18 protein-coding genes are annotated in these 17,010 nt (G+C 46.5%); 4 read left to right on the plus strand and 14 right to left on the minus strand.

From position 1 onward, the window contains the following. Nucleotides 1–7: 7 nt before the first annotated feature. From KTG14_RS13420 to KTG14_RS17960, 6 genes are all read right to left on the minus strand, one after another. Complete coding sequence (locus KTG14_RS13420; RefSeq protein WP_216971397.1) at nt 8–994, minus strand: LacI family DNA-binding transcriptional regulator; 987 nt, start codon at nt 992–994, stop codon at nt 8–10. A gap of 353 nt (nt 995–1,347) precedes the next feature. Beyond that, nucleotides 1,348–2,238, minus strand: coding sequence for an HNH endonuclease (locus tag KTG14_RS13425; RefSeq protein ID WP_216971398.1), 891 nt, complete (start codon nt 2,236–2,238; stop codon nt 1,348–1,350). 123 nt (nt 2,239–2,361) lie between these two features. Further along, on the minus strand, nt 2,362–3,144 hold the full coding sequence (locus tag KTG14_RS13430; protein ID WP_216971399.1) for a cytochrome c oxidase assembly protein: 783 nt from the start codon (nt 3,142–3,144) through the stop codon (nt 2,362–2,364). A 4-nt stretch (nt 3,145–3,148) separates the two neighbouring features. Continuing rightward, on the minus strand, nt 3,149–3,628 hold the full coding sequence (locus tag KTG14_RS13435; protein ID WP_216971400.1) for a DUF2243 domain-containing protein: 480 nt from the start codon (nt 3,626–3,628) through the stop codon (nt 3,149–3,151). A gap of 93 nt (nt 3,629–3,721) precedes the next feature. Beyond that, a complete protein-coding gene (locus KTG14_RS13440; RefSeq protein WP_217341221.1) occupies nt 3,722–4,027 on the minus strand; it encodes an Hsp20/alpha crystallin family protein in 306 nt (101 codons plus the stop codon). Next, nucleotides 4,011–4,139 carry a hypothetical protein gene (locus tag KTG14_RS17960; protein WP_258048472.1) on the minus strand — a complete coding sequence of 43 codons (129 nt, stop codon included), beginning with the start codon at nt 4,137–4,139 and terminating at the stop codon, nt 4,011–4,013. The genes KTG14_RS13440 and KTG14_RS17960 overlap by 17 nt, the downstream gene beginning before the upstream one ends. 381 nt (nt 4,140–4,520) lie before the next feature. Here KTG14_RS17960 and KTG14_RS13445 point away from each other — a divergent pair, with 381 nt between their 5' ends. After that, nucleotides 4,521–4,718 (plus strand): hypothetical protein, encoded by a 198-nt coding sequence (locus tag KTG14_RS13445; RefSeq protein WP_058380680.1) that lies wholly within the window; start codon nt 4,521–4,523, stop codon nt 4,716–4,718. A gap of 97 nt (nt 4,719–4,815) precedes the next feature. Here KTG14_RS13445 and KTG14_RS13450 read toward each other — a convergent pair whose 3' ends face one another. The 7 genes from KTG14_RS13450 to KTG14_RS13480 form a co-directional block, all read right to left on the minus strand. Next, on the minus strand, nt 4,816–4,977 hold the full coding sequence (locus KTG14_RS13450; protein WP_216971402.1) for a hypothetical protein: 162 nt from the start codon (nt 4,975–4,977) through the stop codon (nt 4,816–4,818). Nucleotides 4,978–5,164: 187 nt separating this feature from the next. Beyond that, nucleotides 5,165–6,679 (minus strand): AbgT family transporter, encoded by a 1,515-nt coding sequence (locus tag KTG14_RS13455; RefSeq protein ID WP_216971403.1) that lies wholly within the window; start codon nt 6,677–6,679, stop codon nt 5,165–5,167. A 21-nt stretch (nt 6,680–6,700) separates the two neighbouring features. Continuing rightward, on the minus strand, nt 6,701–8,014 hold the full coding sequence (locus KTG14_RS13460) for a helix-turn-helix domain-containing protein (protein ID WP_216971404.1): 1,314 nt from the start codon (nt 8,012–8,014) through the stop codon (nt 6,701–6,703). Further along, entirely contained in the window at nt 7,998–9,245 is a 1,248-nt protein-coding gene (locus KTG14_RS13465; protein WP_216971405.1) for a M20 family metallo-hydrolase, read from the minus strand. Before KTG14_RS13465 ends, KTG14_RS13460 begins: the two co-directional genes overlap by 17 nt. Further along, nucleotides 9,226–10,554, minus strand: coding sequence for an amidohydrolase (locus tag KTG14_RS13470; protein WP_216971406.1), 1,329 nt, complete (start codon nt 10,552–10,554; stop codon nt 9,226–9,228). The genes KTG14_RS13465 and KTG14_RS13470 overlap by 20 nt, the downstream gene beginning before the upstream one ends. Nucleotides 10,555–10,565: 11 nt before the next feature. Then, nucleotides 10,566–11,741 (minus strand): M20 metallopeptidase family protein, encoded by a 1,176-nt coding sequence (locus KTG14_RS13475; protein WP_216971407.1) that lies wholly within the window; start codon nt 11,739–11,741, stop codon nt 10,566–10,568. 209 nt (nt 11,742–11,950) lie between these two features. Beyond that, entirely contained in the window at nt 11,951–12,742 is a 792-nt protein-coding gene (locus tag KTG14_RS13480) for a hypothetical protein (protein ID WP_216971408.1), read from the minus strand. Between the two features lie 558 nt (nt 12,743–13,300). On the opposite strand from KTG14_RS13480, the gene KTG14_RS13485 reads away from it, so the two are divergent. From KTG14_RS13485 to KTG14_RS13495, 3 genes are all read left to right on the plus strand, one after another. Continuing rightward, a complete protein-coding gene (locus KTG14_RS13485) occupies nt 13,301–14,761 on the plus strand; it encodes a protein adenylyltransferase SelO (protein ID WP_216971409.1) in 1,461 nt (486 codons plus the stop codon). A gap of 751 nt (nt 14,762–15,512) precedes the next feature. Beyond that, a complete protein-coding gene (locus KTG14_RS13490; RefSeq protein WP_216971410.1) occupies nt 15,513–15,854 on the plus strand; it encodes a PadR family transcriptional regulator in 342 nt (113 codons plus the stop codon). Further along, nucleotides 15,851–16,675 (plus strand): permease prefix domain 1-containing protein, encoded by an 825-nt coding sequence (locus KTG14_RS13495; protein ID WP_216971411.1) that lies wholly within the window; start codon nt 15,851–15,853, stop codon nt 16,673–16,675. The genes KTG14_RS13490 and KTG14_RS13495 overlap by 4 nt, the downstream gene beginning before the upstream one ends. Before the next feature lie 131 nt (nt 16,676–16,806). On the opposite strand, the gene KTG14_RS13500 is transcribed toward KTG14_RS13495, so the two are convergent. Continuing rightward, nucleotides 16,807–17,010, minus strand: a 204-nt coding sequence (locus tag KTG14_RS13500; protein ID WP_216971412.1) for an ATP-binding protein, incomplete at its 5' end; no start/stop codon positions are given.

Consider the following 17,010-nt stretch of genomic DNA (forward strand, 5'->3'; position numbering starts at 1 on the left):
TCTATGCTCAAGCTGTATGTTTCTGCCGCTCCTTAAACTTTTTCACTGTTGCGCCCTTATCGAGCTGCAGCTCGTCCTCGACAGCTTGCATTTTCATTTCGTTTCCTTCGATTTGCTGAAGCAGGCGGTCAACTGCCTGTTGGGCAGAGGGCTGTACGGTCGATGGCGGCTTGACGGCTGTCAATTCAGCGTTATCGCTTTCTTCCGCCCCTCCTACCGCCACGAGGCTGATATCTTTCGGGACTTTGAATCCGGCGCTTTTCAATGAATTGAGTAATTGCAGTCCGTCTTCATAACTCGCAACGACAAACGCGCTGGTCGGTTTTTTGAATGAACGCAATTCAGCCGCAATGGCATCGAAATCCGACGGGCTTTCGACTGAATGAACTCGTTTTTTGCGCAACTTCAATTGATGATGCGCCATGGCTTCATAGTATCCTTGAAGACTTTCGCCAGCATCTGGAAAATCTTCTCCCACCCAAGCAATCTGCTGATGGCCTTTTTCAGCAAGATAACTGGTGGCAAGGTATGCCGCTTTACGCCGATCAAATGGTTTTATCTCATCCGCTGTTTTTTCGGCTTGCAAAAATACACTTGTTTCATTCAAGTACTCCTTAAGTTCAACGGGCAGGCTTCCGATGCCGATGACACCAGCAACACCGTTCACTAAGGCTTTGCTGGCTTCCACTGATTCACTTCCAGTCAATGCATGGGCCGTCAACTGGTAGCCGTATGCCTGTGCTGATTCCGCAAATTCGCGCAAACGAGCGAACTCATCGGGGGCGCAATCCTTCGAAAACAGTACGGCTATATGCTTTGGCGTTTCAACAACTTGTGCATTTTCGGTGCTGGTATTTCCGTAATCCAACTCAGCCAAGGCTTGCATCACTTTGTCATAGGTTTCCTTTTTAACTTGCTCAGGCCGATTCAACACTCGAGACACTGTCGTTTGTGAGACTCCTGCATGTTTTGCAACTTCTGTGGTCGATACCATTTCCGCCACCCTTTCCATTCATTCATTTATTTATTGAATACACTATACCACATCTAACCACAATATTCAGGATGAACTTGAAATACATGCGGATATCCATGAGCGGAATGAGAGGGAAAAATGGAACAGCGAAATAGTTTCAGCAGAAAAATAAAATTTATGCGAATATTTTTATTCATCTTTAAAGCAAAGACTCTATTTATTCATTCATTCATTCATTCATTCATATTCAATTGAATAATTTTATTTATTTTCGTCAATTATTTTCTCCTGCCAAACTTCGTGCATTTGTGTTTATTAAAATGAATAATTTATGAATAAAAAAAGCGCAGCGATGGCTGCGCGTCAAATCATTATTCGTTAACAAAAAAGTTATTTCTATGCCATCTGAAAAAGGCTGTATTTGAATCATTCGCTGCGATGCGCATGTTTTTCTTCAAGCCATAGCGGCTCGCTTGTGATTGAATGGCTGCTGACATTCTGAGTGTCCCGATTCCGGTAAATGAAATTTGCCCGCTTTCATAAAGCGCTGCATGATTGGCGCATAACAACAACCCATTCGCTGGATCGATTCGTTCTGCATCACTGCTGTCTTTCCAAGGTTTACTGTATGCCGCTTTCAACAGCGCCGGATTGTCAAGACCACAAATCGCACATTTATTTTGCCATCGTTCCATTTGCACTATCTTAAACTGCTTCTTCAAGTCCCGGAATTTTCGCCGCAGCAAGTAGTCGGAATCCATCATCCAGGCAGTTAAGGAATTGTATTTTTCCTCACGCACAGCATCGTAAACAAACTCCAATTGCTCAATATTGCGCCATTTTGATGACGACAATAATTCCAGAAACACCAATGCCAATGCTTCATTGCACGGATATACATAGCCTGAGTTGCCGTTACCGTCTGGCTGGAAAGCAGAATACTTGATTGGCAAATGTTCTGAAACTATTTTGATGCAACTGGTAATTTCCAATGGGTCGTCAAGTTCTAAGTATTCACAAGGCGCAAGCCATTCAGCGTATGGCGTACCTAATGCTTGCTCACGCGCATCTTCTTGGATGGTGCCGACTGCCACCAATTCACCCTTAACGTAGTGGAAGGTCCGATCTCCTTTTTGCAGCGATTTTACGCGCTCCCACGAATGCGGCGTGGCCCCCGATTTATCTTTCATAGGCGCCCGGAGAATTCCGAGGCGTTTTTCTTCTCTATAGGTTTCACCCTGCATGACGATGTAGCTATTCATTACGTGCCTCCTGACCATTGCTTTCTTCTATTCTACCATCATTTTGCCGATTCCGCCCGGTCACACTGCCAACAAAACGAATGAAGGCCACGAAAAAAACCATCTCCTAAAAGGAAATGGCTGTCAAACGGCACGGGCGATTCGACCGGGCGCAGTCGCCTTGTACCAGCTATAGCAAAAAAGGACAATGACGACCAAATCGATGACATCGCCCCCATAGTACATGATTAGCGCCCCCATCTCCCCGTCGCTGGTCGTAACTCCAGCCGGAGGCATGGTGTAAAGCGATTTCGCCAACACTTTATGGCCCGCAAACGCCACGATCAAGACCGCTGCGCGTAAACGGAACGAATGCCGATGGGTAGTCAGGTCAGTGTATAGGATTGACCAAGTAAATACGTATCCTGCCAATAAAATATGAATATGGACCAAGGCATAAACCCATGTTGATTGGTGCATCCACACGAACAGATCCGTTCTATAGAGAATAAACAATCCACCGAAATTCAAGAAAGAGGTGCTGACGGGATGGCTTGCGAGTGCAATGAATCGGCTATTCATTACACGGCTTAGCTTGCGCGCAGGTTTGGTCGGCAAGCCCCTCATCACTAAAGTCAAGGGTTTGCCGTGCAGCAATAATAACGGTGCCAGCATCCCGAGCAGCAAATGTCCGGTCATATGGGCGGAAAAACTTGTGTGCGCTGCATCCGCTAAAGGGCCGACTAACGACGCGCCTGCCACAATCACGCCAGCAAACCAAAACACATAACGATGCATAGGCCATTTTTTATAGCGTTCATTAGTCCAAATCGCAAGCATCGGGTAAAACATCATCGCCCAGGCGAGCACTAAAGCTGCTGTCAGCTGAAACCAAGGTTCTACGGGGCCGAGGTAATGGTGAATCATCGCTTTATGCGGACCGCCTTTCTTTGGCGGATTTTGCAAGGATGATCCCGGCAATAAGCAAAGCAGCGCCAAACAAATTCCAGCTCAAGTCATAAGGCCATAATTCGACCTGATAACGTACCTGGTGAATCCTGAACACCTTATGGTCAATAATGCCGTCAAACAGCTGGAATGCCCCGGCGCCGATGAGGATAGAGCCAATCCAATACCGCATGCGGAGCGCTTGCCGCCTTCTCAAGTCTGCGAACATGAATAGACCGCCGATCGCTGCAAACCAGGCAAAAGAATTCAACAAACCGTCTGCCAAAATGCCAATTTGCGGTGTCGCCAAATCATAGAAATGATGCCATTGGAGCAATTGATGAAAAATAACTTCATCGATAAATGCCATCAAGCCAATCCCGAACAGTAAACCCGCCCAAAAATTCCGTTTATCCAGATTTGAGCTTATTTTTTCAGTGCTTGATTGTTCTGCCTTTTCCATCTCCACACCTCCCCCTCTAACAATAGCCAACCTTATCTAATATGTACCCAATCAGTTTTTAAGGAAACGAAAAAAAGCCTCTGGCCAGGCTCTTCACTCGATTTCGATGCGTTTGCCATTGCCCTGGTCTTTTTCTGCCGGCTTTGGCACAGTCAATTGCAAGACACCGTCCTTGAAATTTCCTTTGATGGACTGGTCATCTACATCTCCGACATAAAAGCTGCGCTTGAAAGAACCAAAAGAGCGTTCTTTTCGAATGTAATGGCCTTCATCTTCCGAAGTTTCCGAGCTTTCTTCTTTTTTGCCGCTGATCGATAAATAACCGTCTTTAAAATCTACTTGGATGTCATCTTTTGAGAAGCCCGGAACGTCGACCACCACTTCATACTGCCCATTCATCAACTTGCGGGTAATTGCTTTCCTTGAAGAATCGGTCAAAGAAATCCGAATCCAAATCGCTTTGAAACAGTTTCGGGAAGAAATCCTCCCGTTTTCTGGGCATGAACTTCATCAATTTTCCTCCTCGATTGCCGATTAGTTAAAACGAAGCCAGAGACTCTTTCGTATAAATGGTGTTGTTACTGTGAATTATAGGTGGTTCTCCGCAAAAGTCAACCAAATTTTTACCAATTCCCAATTGGTTGGCGCGTGCTTAAACAACTTCCATAAGGCCGCAGGAAAAGGCATAATAACTCCCTTCGCATGCTTGGCCGCATAAGGCTTGAGCTGATTTTTTACTATAAAAATCATTGTCTTTTCCTTACTTTTAAGTTTTGTTCGGAAGGCGGGTTTAAAAAAACTCGATTACAGGAATACTACAGAAAGCATATGTGTACTACTCATAATGATTTCCCTGTTATAATGGGAGATATCACTGAAGGAGATGATAGCGATGGAAATGGGTACGATTAAAGGTTCGAGCATGATGGTTAAAGTAGTACGTTCCCTTATGGAAGAAGGCTGGTCTTTTACACCGAACGAATTGGACATCATCGTCCGCGCCGAGCATCCTGAAACCGGCGAATCCATCTCCTTCCCTTCATTCGGGAGCCTTAAAATGTGGCTCTACGAAAAAGGGCTTAGCTATTAACTGAAAAAGCTGTCCCTGCTGCCAAATCGGCAGCAGGGACAGCTTTTTTTGTTGGTCATTTCAAGTTTATTTGCAGCAATTCGAGCTGTGCTAAAGTTTAGGCAAACGGCCCAAGAATTGCCGGCTTTTTGCATAGTGAAGCATTGATGCCTTGTTTTCGCAACTCAGAAACGATTGCGCCGTTGGTTTTTCTGCACGCTTCATACGATTCATCGAACATTTTTTTTAACTGCTTCATTTGATTGGATTGACGGTTCATTCGACACACCCTCCACTCGGATGACTTCCTAGACCAGTATACAGGGTAACTATGAACAAACTATTAACAAACGGAAAAAAGTTTCGAAAACACGGATTTTTCTCCCGGGATGATAGTCTCTGCCACTTGATATCAAATCAGCGCTGACTCCCAGAAAAATCCGTCTGTAAGAGGCGGATTTTTTCTTTTACATGCGCAAGCTGATCCCTGGCCCGATCGGAATCCCAGTCAAGGCAAAGATGATCATCATGACAAGCCATACGCCGAAGAAGATAAGGCTATACGGCAGCATCAAAGAAATCAAAGTGCCAAGGCCCGCTTTTTTATCGTATTCCCGCATGAAAGCGAGGACGATTAAAATATAAGGATTGAGCGGTGTAATGATATTCGTTGATGAATCGGCGATGCGGAACGCCAATTGGACAAATGCCGGGTGATAATCGAGCAGCATGAACATCGGAATGAAAATCGGTGCCATCAATGCCCATTGTGCAGATCCACTGAAAATCAATAGATTCAACAACGCGGCGAGAATACTGAAGCCGACCATGACCGGCAAGCCGGTCATATTGATGCTCGTCAAGAACTCAGCACTGTTGACGGCGAGCCAGATGCCCAAATTGCTCCAGTTGAAATAATTGATAAACTGGGCGGCAGCGAAGATTAAGACAATATAGCCGGACATGTCCTTGATGGCATCTCCCATATAAGCCGGGATATCTTTGGATTCGGTAATTTTCTTGACGGTGATGCCGTATGCGACAGCCACTGTAATGAAGAAGAACAGAATGATCGGCACGATGCCAGAAAGGAATGGCGATGGGATGATGCCGCCGTCTTCATTGCGGACAGGTGAACCTGGGAAGAACAACAGCAAGGCGATTAAGCCGATGTATACAGCCCCCGCGATCACGGCATTCAGCAAGCCTTTGTTTTCCTGTTTCGTCACCGGTTCAAATGAATTATCGGCTCTGCCTGTGTATGTACCAAGGCGTGGTTCAACCAGTTTCTCGGTAATGATCGCCCCGACAATCGCCATAACGATAACGGAAGCACTCATGAAATACCAATTGTCGACCGGCGTGACGACGAACGAATCATCAATTGCCCTGGCCGCTTCTGTGGAAATCCCGGACAATAGCGCATCCGTCCCGGTTACCAGAATATTTGCTGTGAAACCGGCACCGGTCCCGGCAAATCCTGCTGCCAGCCCTGCGAGTGGATGCCTCCCGACAGAAGCGAAAACCATTGCTGCAAGCGGTGGCACCAGGATGAAGGCGGCGTCTGACGCCAAGTTCCCCATGATTCCTGTGAATATAACCGCGTAAGTGATCAATGATTTCGGTGCATTCAGAATGGATTTTTTGATGGCGGTCTCCATCAGCCCGACACGTTCTGCCAAACCGATTCCGAGCATCATGACGAGCACGAGCCCGAGTGGCGCAAAGCCGGTGAAGTTATTGATGGTCTCTGCGAGGATGTAACGAATCCCTTCTCCTGAGACAATGCTTTGAATCGCCAGCTCCTCACCCGTTCCGGGATGGACGACGGTCGTGCCAAGTGAACTAACGAGCCATGACAGCAAGACGACAAAAACTGCTAAATATACAAAAATGAAGAATGGATCGGGCAAGCGGTTGCCCCACTTTTCGATGAAATTCAAAAATCCTTTTTTGTCTGGTTGTTCAGTCGGTGTTGCCATTCCCATTCCTCCCTTTTCGTTTTATGCACCGAATAACAAACGGTACAATTTCCGCGGCCGGCCGCGACGCCCGGCTTCTTCCCCCGCCACTTCCGCGAGGCCGATGCTCTCGAGCTCCGTTAAGATCCTGCGCGCATTGCGTTCTGTGCTGTTCATCCATTGCGATAATTCCAAGGCCGTGAGTTCAACTTTCGCGTAATGGTGGGACAAGGATTCAATGCGTGAAATTACGGTCTGGCTAATCGCTGCGTCTTTCAACGCTTCCTGCCATTTCGACTCGGAACTGCGGCGGCTGTAACGGAGACGGTCGCCTGATGAGTTGATTTCCGTCACTTTTCCGCCTTCGTCAATATTGATGACTACGCCGTTCTCTTTTTCTCGGGCGTAGTCAAGCGCCAGCCGGACATTCTGCTCGGATTCCGTGACGGTCCGGCCATAGCCGATGCCGATGCGGACCTGAAACTTGCTGTTGGCAAAAATCTCTTCCTTTAGCTCTTCCGGATGATGGAATTTGCTGTAAAGTTCCAATTCCCCACGAGTCGTATAAATAAAGTAAATGCCATTGCCCATTCCGACTTTCGAGCCTTGGACTTCTTCCGCAAAATCGATGAGCACCCGGTTCATCGCCAGTTCCTGGCGTTCGATCTTGAACGGCGTCTTGCGCTGCTGCGCTTGGCTCGGGTAGATGATTTCAATGCCAATCATCGCCAATTGCTTCATGCGGTACAAGTCCGACAGGCTTCTTTCTTTGATGACAGAAATCGCTCGGTGGGCGGCGAGTTCCGATACGCTGATCCGGTAGACCGGCACACCGCGTTCTTTCAAACCGTTATAGGTGGCGTGAACGCAAGTGAGTGCAGCTTGAATGCGCCCTGATCGGTATAGTTTCTCGTGGTAGTCGATCAATTCTTCAGCCGGGATATAGCCGAGTTCCGGCGCGGTGTGGATTTCCAGTTTTTCCAGATCGAAATCCTTGAGCATTTTCAGCACTTCGCGGCGCGGAACCGAATCGACACTGATGCTCGATAATACTGCGCCTTCTTCCATAAAGGCGTCGAGCATCGTCCCAAGCAGGCTCGACCCATGGAGCAAAATATAATCCGCATGATCTGCATCGATTAACTCTTCTTTCAAAGCAAAATGATAAGGTGCAGGGCCTGAAAAGAGCCAATGCCCGATACGCTCTGAATGTTGGTTAATGATGTCTTTCGTTTCTTCCGTGTGCTGATAAATGAACGGAATAAGCTCGATGCCATCTAAACTTTCTGCCGCTTTCATTGTTTCATTGACCGAATCATTTGGCCCGATTAGCCCGACTTTAACGTTTTCCGTCATTTGAAGTGGCCTCCATTAAGAAACGGGATAGTAACTCAACACCCATCATCAAATCTTCAGCAGTGGCAAATTCTTCTGGGTGATGGCTCAATCCTTCCTTACAAGGGATAAACAGCAAGCCACTTGGCCAAGTTTGCGCCATGTTCATGACATCATGGCCTGCGCCGCTGTCCATCCGATGCACCAAATAGGCTTCGTGGTCGCCCGCATCGACCAATTGCTGGGCGATTTCGTCATCGAGCAAAACAGATGGGTTATCAACCAGCACTTCGATATCGATTTTTACGCCGGTCGATTCTTCAATGCGCTTCGCTTCACTCCGTATGGCATCTGCCATCTTTTTTTTCAACGAATCATCCACACTGCGGATATCGACTCCTGCTGTGACCGTTTGGGGAATGACGTTCATCGAATTCGGCGAGGCAGTCAAGGTCGACACGGTCGCGACCAATGATTTTTCGTATGCGTCATTCATTTGAAGCGACGTCTCTTGGACAAATGAAATGAACGGCGCGGCGGCTGCCAGTGCATCTTGCCTTTGGTCCATTGGCGTTGTTCCCGTATGGCCTGCCTTTCCGTTGAAAGTGACCGCTAAACGCACCGGGCAAGCGACGCCTTTGACTACCCCATAATCTTTTTCATGATTGACGATGTGCATCCCTTGCTCGATATGCAGCTCGACAAAGCATTCCAATTCGTGTTTCTGGCGCTTCGCGTTGACCAAATCCTGCCACAGAAATCCTTGGCTTTCGACAGCTTGGGCGAGTGTGACGCCATGTTGGTCTTCAAGTGTGCCGATGGATGGATCCAATAATCCGCTCATCGCTTTGCTGCCGATTGTCGAGACGCCGAAACGCGAAGATTCTTCCGATCGAAAGCAAATGATTTCGATTGGGCGCCGCGGATTAAAATCGGCTTCCTTTAACATCTTGACAGCCCCTAGTCCGCATACAACACCAGCGCCGCCGTCGAATGCCCCGCCATTTGGCACAGTGTCAAGATGGGATCCCGTCGCTACTGCCGCTTTTTCGCCCGCAACATTCCAGCGGGCGATGACATTTCCTGCGGCATCCTCTGAAACGTCGAGCCCCAATTCTTCAGCAATCGCTTTAAAGACTTCGATCGCTTCCGTTTCTTCCGCGGTATAGCCTTCCCGTGTAAACCCTCGCGGCTGGACCAATACATCGCTTAAATTCATCCGTTGCAATTGCTCAATCAGCCAGTTTTTCACGGGTCTCATCCTCCTTCAGCAAATAATCAGTTGTCCGGATCAAAGTTTCCACTCCTGCCGACAATGCCCGTTCCTCATAATCAAAGCGCGGGTGGTGATGGCCGGCTGGCAAGGGGCTGGTAAAAATCATAAATGTCGCTTTGCCGCCGCGTTCGCGAACGCGCTCCATCATATAGGTAACATCTTCAGAAGCGCCAATTGGCAAATGCGGCACAATGTTCAAGTGCTTTGATGCAGCACAGGAACGTTCTACAATGTCAGCGAACTCGAGATCTGCGTGGGCCGAAATTGCTTTTCCCATATGCTCGATTTCCAGTTCGACATCAAACATCGCTGCACTCGCCTTTAGGATGCGCAATGCATTTTCCTGCATGTATTCATCCAATTCATTGGTTTCGCCACGCGTCTCGATTTCCATCAACGCACGATCTGCGATGATATTGCGTCCCGAGCCGGCGTACAAAGTCCCGACATTGACGCGCGTCGCCCCGTCTTTATGGCGCGAAATGCTATGCAAATGCAGGGTGGCGGATGCGGCAGCCAGCAACGCGTTGCGCCCAGCGTTCGGCTCCAATCCGGAATGCGCCGATTTGCCGTTGAATTTCGCGTTAATCTTGGAACTCGCCAAGAACTTCGATGTAGCTGCTGCGACGGTTCCTGATGGCAAGTCATGTATTCCGACATGGCCGCTCAGGAAATAATCGGCATCATCGAGCCAGCCTTTCTCGACAACAGCCTTTGCCCCGCGCCCGCCTTCTTCGGCTGGCTGGAATAAAATCGTAAATTTGCCGCGAAGACTGTCTTTTTTCTTCGATAGATACTCAGCTAGCCCAAGCCCGACAGCGGCATGGCCATCATGCCCGCATGCGTGCATCATGCCGGGAACATCCGAGCGGAAATCTCGCTTAGCCGGCACATGGGCTGAAGCATCGTCTTCTTCGATCGGCAAGGCGTCAATATCGAAGCGGTAAGCGAAATTCGGCCCTTTTTTGCCGGTATCGAGCACGGCAGCAAGTCCGGTATGCCCGCCTTTCATTCGCTCCAGGAATTCTTGGGGTACGCCTTGATCGAGCGCGCGTTGTTCCTGCTGCTTTAGAAATTGCTCATCAGGAACACCCATGCGTTCATCGCTGGCCAAAAAATCGGTACCATAAAACAATTCGAAACCTTTACCGGCCAGTTGTTCGCTTAACTCATGCGTCGTGACATATTCCGCAAAGCCAATTTCGGGATACTTATGCCGGTTGCGCCTTTGTTCGATAAGATGTGGCTCTATTTCTTCCATAAACCGATCAATAGTATCTGCCATGTCCATTCCCCCTATTTGTTCAATTCCGCGAGTACATCAAGCGCTGCCTGTGCCATTAAGCCCGTACCGATCGGCAATGCCTGTTCGTCGATCATAAAGCCTGGGTCATGAAGCGGTTTTTGGTGTTCGCCAACCGATGTTCCGAGCCAGTAATAAACACCTTCGTATTTTTTCAAGAAGCGCCCGAAATCTTCGCCTGCCATGCTGCCGATCACTTCAGGAACAGCTTCCGGACCCAATTGACTCTTTGCAGATTGGCGGACCACTTCCGCCCAGCGTTTCGTGTTGACCGTTGCCGGATAGCCATCCGAATAATCGATTTCACACGAGCCGCCCATCATTTCAGCTGCGCCTTTGACGACTTCGTGGAAGCGTTTTTTCAATAATTTCTTCGTTTCGTCTGATAACGAACGAATTGTGCCTTCCAATACCACACTATCCGCCACGACATTGTAACGGTAGCCTCCCGAGATCTTTCCGATCGTGATGACCCCAGAGTCCATCGGGTTGGCATTTCGGCTAATGATGGTCTGGATGGCCGACATCACTTGGTTCGCGATAACGATTGCATCAATTGTCTGATGCGGCATGGATGCATGGCCGCCCGCTCCGTTGATCGTTACTTGAAAACGGTCAGAGTTCCCCATAATCGCCCCGTCGATGACGCCGACTTGCCCAGCCGGAAGCCCAGGCCATACGTGCTGCGCCAATATGACATCCGGCTGGTATCGATCGAACACGCCATCTGCCATCATCTGGTCTGCCCCGCCAATCGGCGCATTTTCTTCGGCTGGCTGAAAAATAAGCAGCACCGTTCCTGCTATCTCGTCTTTTTGTTGCTGGAGCAATTTCCCGACTCCCAAAAGCATCGCTGTATGGGCATCGTGGCCGCATGCATGCATTTTTCCGTCAACTTTGGATTTGAACGGAACATCTGCTTTCTCCATAATCGGCAAGGCGTCGATGTCGGCACGCAACCCGACCATTTTCCCAGGCTTGCCGCCTTCAATCACACCAAGCACGCCTGTTTTTGCAAATCCACTGTAGAATTGAATGCCGTATGCTTCGAGCTTTTCTTGGATTTTCTTGGAAGTTTCCATTTCTTCTCCGCTCAGTTCAGGCTCTTCGTGGAGATGGCGGCGAAACTCGCGAACTTCTTCAAATACCTCTTGTGCTTGTTGTTTCATAGCTATCACCTGCTTTTCGTATTTAAGGAAATAAACCTTAATCATTCCGTTAATAGAAAGTGTACCGTATTTGACTTATAAAATGCTACCCCCCCATTTTGATTTTTCTGAATATCCTTCCATAAAAAAAGAAGCCTTCACTATAGCGAAGGCTTCTTTAGAAGTCGAGATTTTTTGATTCTACTATATGGCCGCATGGTATGAAAAAATTATTCGTACAATGCAGCGAATTGTTTTTTACATTGCTCAATAATGGTGAAAATCGAAAAGTCGTGCACTTCGTTGTATTTGATGCCTAGTGTTTCCAAATATCCAGCCAGTTCGGTGTACAACTTCTCATAGATTTCCATGAATGCCGGATCAGTGAGTTCCTCGATCGTTTTTATATAGTCAACTGCCCGTTCCGTTTCGCCCGCTTGCCTCATAACGTAAAGCTCACTTATGGTGTGAATCACATGGTGGAATGTCCCTGTAACATATGCTTCAGAAAAACTATCTTCCTTTTTGGCCAAGACGAACGGCAAGGTTTTTAAAAATAAATCTGTGGAACCTTCCAGCCCTCGCCGAACCATTGTACTGTGGACTTGGCAGAAGTATGTTTGCCAACATTGATAGTTGTCACTATTGTCCAACTCCTGCCATTCAGCGTGCCGACGAATATCCATGTTCTGTTTGAAATGCTCAATCGCCTGGCCAATGACAAAGGCAATTAAAGGAATAGTGTCATTTCCTGACATTTCAATTCCGATGATGCTTTTGACCCCAAACGGATGATGTACGGCTTTTTTGCCATCAAATTCATCGTCGATAATTCCATATTCAGTGAAGATTGCGTGGCTGAAGTCTTTGCGTTCACTATAAAAGAAAAGAAGTTCAATTTTATCTTTGAAATTAAACGGTTTATACGCCGTTTTTGCTGTTTTCACCATAGCAGGAATATCAATTTCCCGCTCCCCATCCATCAATTCAATATAGCGGATACCTTGTTCCGTAGTTTTCAATAGTTTAACTCCTTCTCTCTATATCCATTTTGCATCATTTCTCAAGTCATTTCCATTCTCATATGGTTAGCCTTATTATAAGAAAAATCTTTTCCATAATACAAGTAAGAGCTTTTTCCCTTTTTATGCAAGGTCTAAACATTCCCTCAACTAAATCCTGTCAGCGCGCCCACTGGCCTCCTTGTGAATTCTCCATCTGCTTACGCGCACGTTCTGATGCAAAATAATCAAGTACATCAGGTCGGGAAAGCGCAGATTTTATTTTCGGGTCCTGATGAAAGCATTTTTAAAATGTGTCACTTAAAGCCCTTCAAAACCCTTGAATGATATGACATGTATGTCAAGATCGAAGAATTGGCCACAAGCACAAAACTGCTTCCGCCAAACGTTGAAGAACGTTAATTCGATTAGCATCAGCTCAAGCCCAGCCTTTAATTGTGTGTATGGCTCAAGTTTTGCTATTTGTACAGCCAGCACACTTTGGTTGTTTCATGGTTTTCATTGCGGCTATAATAACAGGAAAGACATACCAAAAAACCGATGATAGGAGGCGCTCCCATGAACTATACAGAGAGCGGCTGGAAACTATGCAATAGTTATGCAAGCCTGCCAAAAACCTTATATGCCCCTATGGAAGTCAATCCGGTCCCCTCGCCTCAACTCGTTATTACAAACCGAGCATTGGCGAATTCACTTGGCCTGGATCCGGAACGGCTGGATAGCCCCGATTCCTTGCAAATGTTAGCAGGCAATCGTTTTCCTGCTGACAGCTTCCCGCTTGCCCAGGCCTATGCTGGCCATCAATATGGCCAATTTACGATGCTTGGCGACGGCCGCGCCATTTTAATCGGCGAACAGCTGACACCGGACGGCGAGACTTTCGATATTCAATTGAAAGGGTCCGGCCTCACTCCTTTTTCCAGAAGCGGAGACGGCCGTGCGGCACTCGGGCCCATGCTTCGGGAATACATTATCAGTGAAAGTATGCACGCACTCGGTATTCCTACCAGCCGGAGCCTGGCCGTTGTATTGACAGGAGAAAAGATCCAGCGCTACTCTGCAGAGCCGGGAGCGATTCTGACACGGGTGGCCTCGAGCCATATCCGTGTCGGCACTTTTCAGTTTGCCGCAAAATACCGCTCGACTGAAGATTTAAAGGCTTTGGCGGACTACACGATCAAACGGCATTTCCCAGAGATCACCGGGCCTGACCGCTATGTCGAATTATTCCGCCAGACAGCGCAGCGACAAGCTTCACTCATTGCCAAATGGCAGCTCGCGGGATTCGTCCACGGGGTCATGAACACGGACAATATGGCGATCAGCGGCGAAACGATCGACTACGGACCATGCGCTTTTCTGGACCGTTACGATGAGTCCGCGGTCTTTAGCTCGATTGATGCCGGCGGCCGTTATGCTTACCGCAACCAACCGCTCATCGGAGGATGGAATTTAGCTCGTTTTGCGGAATCTCTGTTTCCGCTGTTGGATGAGATTCCTGAAAAACAGGCCTTGGCGTCTCTCCAAGGAGCGCTCGAGGAATATGTAAGTTTGCAAAAGAACTTATATTTGACAGGCATGCGCGAAAAACTCGGTTTGTTTACCGAAACGCCTGAAGATGAACAATTGATCAATGAGCTGCTAGAATTGATGCAGGAAAAGCAAGCGGACTATACCAATACATTCCGTTTCTTGACCTTCGAAGCTGTTGAAGAGCCAGCACTGGCAAACGACCCGGCTTTTAAAGAGTGGAACAGCCGCTGGAAAGCCCGCCAACAGCTAGAGGGGCGTTCAGAACAAGAAATTCTGGAACTCATGAAGAGCAAAAACCCAGCTGTCATCCCACGCAACCACCGTGTTGAAGCGGCACTGGAAGCGGCGGCTCAAGGCGATTATGCAGTGATGGAGAAGTTATTGGACATTCTACGAGATCCCTATGCTCATTCAGACGAGCAACAGTCCTTTGCTGCCCCACCGCCCCCTTCAACACCGCCATACCAAACCTATTGCGGCACATAGAATAGAAATGGAAAAATCCCCTACCGAATAGGAAGGGGGTTTTTCAGAGTGTTGAAGAAGTCCAAAATTCGCTCTCATTTATGAAAAAGAAAACCTTTTTCTATATCCAACTATTAATAAGCTCTCTAAGTATTTGGAGAAGCGGTCGCTCGACTCCGGTGGGACCAGCGGGTTTGAGAGACCCCGCAGGGAGCGAAGCGAACGAGGAGGCTCGATTCCCGCCCCACGGAAAGCGAGCGATAAGCTTCGGAAAATACGACTTTATCACTTTCTCGACAGCCTAAAAAACCCCCTGCCTTTTCATATAACCCGTTCAGTTGAGAGACGCAAAACACCGAAATAGCAATCAAAAACGCAACAGTTTTAACAACCGTTTTTCACCACTTTAAAACACAAAATAGCACCCAAATTCGCAAGGTTTTCGACAACCTATTTCACGTGAATTGTGGGTGCTATTTTTTTATGCCAGTCTCCGTCTTGCGGCAATTCTTTTTAAAGATCACGCCCCTATGGTTTATAAACTATCAGCCAGAAGTTGTAGCCGAAGTGATATATAAGGATAAAAGTTTATAAGTTTGAAAATACTTCATTTCCGTAGAATCGGAAGTGATTTTTTTATGCAAAAAATTTGTGTAATTCAAAATAGCTTCTTTAGACTCAACGCTATTATTTTATAAAACAATGTTATTTTTAAAGGTATACCTTGTATTATAGAGTAATATTAAATATACTCATTATAGGGGGTGTTTAAGTGAATATTAATAAAGAAGTATTGAAAGGTCATATCGACACGCTAATACTTTCTCTTTTGCATAGCAGAGATATGTATGGGTATGAAATTGCCAAAATTGTTCGTGAGAAAAGTGAAGAGCAGTTCGAATTAAAAGAAGGGACATTATATTTGTCCTTAAAAAGATTGGAAAAAAATAAATGGATTAGTTCTTACTGGGGAGATGAGCAAGGCCCAGGGGGAAGAAGAAAATATTACGAACTCACGTTTTTAGGTAAAGAAGGCTTCGAAGAGAAATGCGCTGAATGGCAATTTGTAAAAACTATTATTGATAAATTTATCGAAGGGGGAGAAAAACTTTGAAGCAAATTGATATGTATGTTGAGGAAGTTTATCGAAACGTTGGCGGGAATAAGAAAGAAATTAATGAATCGAAAGCAGAAATGAAAACTCATCTATTAGAAGCTGTTCACGAATTAAAAACAGAAGGCAAATCAGAAAAGGAAGCAATTGAAATTGCAATTGAACGATTTGGTGGAGAACAAGAAATGCGTTCTGTTGTCAGTCAGTTGTTTAAAGCACAAAAGATATTTTCAAAATGGATTCTATCATCAGCACTCATCATTCTTCTTCTAAGTTTAGCTGCATTTGGTTATATTCGTGGTATAGAGGAAACTAACGCATCCGAAAATTCCGAAATTGCATCAGCAGTGTTAGAAGTCTTGAAGAACAATGGACCAATTACCGAAGCGAAGAAAGCTGAAATCACAACCTTAATCGACGGAACCGATCAAATTTCAGAAGTGAAAGTTTTCAATGTAAGAGATGTAGGCGTTAATTCCATATTCGGTTATGTGGAAACTGCACAACCTGATTACCAATATGAAAAGACGGTTTGGTCTCCTGATTGGCTCCGTGCAGATTTCTACCCTTATGGTGGTGGCGATGGAGAACAATGGTATGTCCAAATGGAAACACGACACATTGGTGATTTGATGGCGATTATATTATTTTCTGGATTAGCAGTTTACTTCACTTTGTTTACGGTTTGGGCAACAATCAATGCCTATCATCATAAGCGACTAAATATTGGATGGGTTATAATTTTCGCTTTATTCAATGTGATTGGCTATTTAATTTATTATCTATTAGGAAAGAAAGCTACTCTTTCTACCAACGTTTAGTATCATATTGATTTAATGAAAAGGCATCGCATATTGCGGTGTCTTTTCTATTAGAAAAAGCTCAACCAAGGATTTGGTTGTAAATGTCAACTTGACTATGTACATTTTCGCTTGTTTAAGGATGCACAACTTCACTCGTTTTCAGAAGCTAAATGATGCTTGAGGCGATAAGATTCGCCCACAATGCTGACCACCGTGGCGTGATGCAGGATGCGGTCCAGGATGGCGTTGGCGATCTTCGTATCCTGAAAGACCTCATCCCACGACTTGAAGTTCACATTGGTCGTGAAGATGGTGCTGCGCTTTTCATACCGCATATCAATGAGATCTAATGA

The organism is Planococcus sp. CP5-4_YE, assembly GCF_019042655.1.
Lineage (GTDB): Bacteria > Bacillota > Bacilli > Bacillales_A > Planococcaceae > Planococcus.

Bases quoted from the DNA above. Each gene is read 5' to 3' on its own strand.
- KTG14_RS13485 (WP_216971409.1), top strand. From the start codon at position 13,301: ATGAACTATACAGAGAGCGGCTGGAAACTATGCAATAGTTATGCAAGC.
- KTG14_RS13460 (WP_216971404.1), bottom strand. From the start codon at position 8,014: ATGACGGAAAACGTTAAAGTCGGGCTAATCGGGCCAAATGATTCGGTC.
- KTG14_RS13425 (WP_216971398.1), bottom strand. From the start codon at position 2,238: ATGAATAGCTACATCGTCATGCAGGGTGAAACCTATAGAGAAGAAAAA.
- KTG14_RS13470 (WP_216971406.1), bottom strand. From the start codon at position 10,554: ATGGCAGATACTATTGATCGGTTTATGGAAGAAATAGAGCCACATCTT.
- KTG14_RS13455 (WP_216971403.1), bottom strand. From the start codon at position 6,679: ATGGCAACACCGACTGAACAACCAGACAAAAAAGGATTTTTGAATTTC.
- KTG14_RS13420 (WP_216971397.1), bottom strand. From the start codon at position 994: ATGGTATCGACCACAGAAGTTGCAAAACATGCAGGAGTCTCACAAACG.
- KTG14_RS17960 (WP_258048472.1), bottom strand. From the start codon at position 4,139: ATGAAGTTCATGCCCAGAAAACGGGAGGATTTCTTCCCGAAACTGTTT.
- KTG14_RS13430 (WP_216971399.1), bottom strand. From the start codon at position 3,144: ATGATTCACCATTACCTCGGCCCCGTAGAACCTTGGTTTCAGCTGACA.
- KTG14_RS13450 (WP_216971402.1), bottom strand. From the start codon at position 4,977: ATGAACCGTCAATCCAATCAAATGAAGCAGTTAAAAAAAATGTTCGAT.
- KTG14_RS13440 (WP_217341221.1), bottom strand. From the start codon at position 4,027: ATGAATGGGCAGTATGAAGTGGTGGTCGACGTTCCGGGCTTCTCAAAA.
- KTG14_RS13435 (WP_216971400.1), bottom strand. From the start codon at position 3,628: ATGGAAAAGGCAGAACAATCAAGCACTGAAAAAATAAGCTCAAATCTG.
- KTG14_RS13475 (WP_216971407.1), bottom strand. From the start codon at position 11,741: ATGAAACAACAAGCACAAGAGGTATTTGAAGAAGTTCGCGAGTTTCGC.
- KTG14_RS13445 (WP_058380680.1), top strand. From the start codon at position 4,521: ATGGAAATGGGTACGATTAAAGGTTCGAGCATGATGGTTAAAGTAGTA.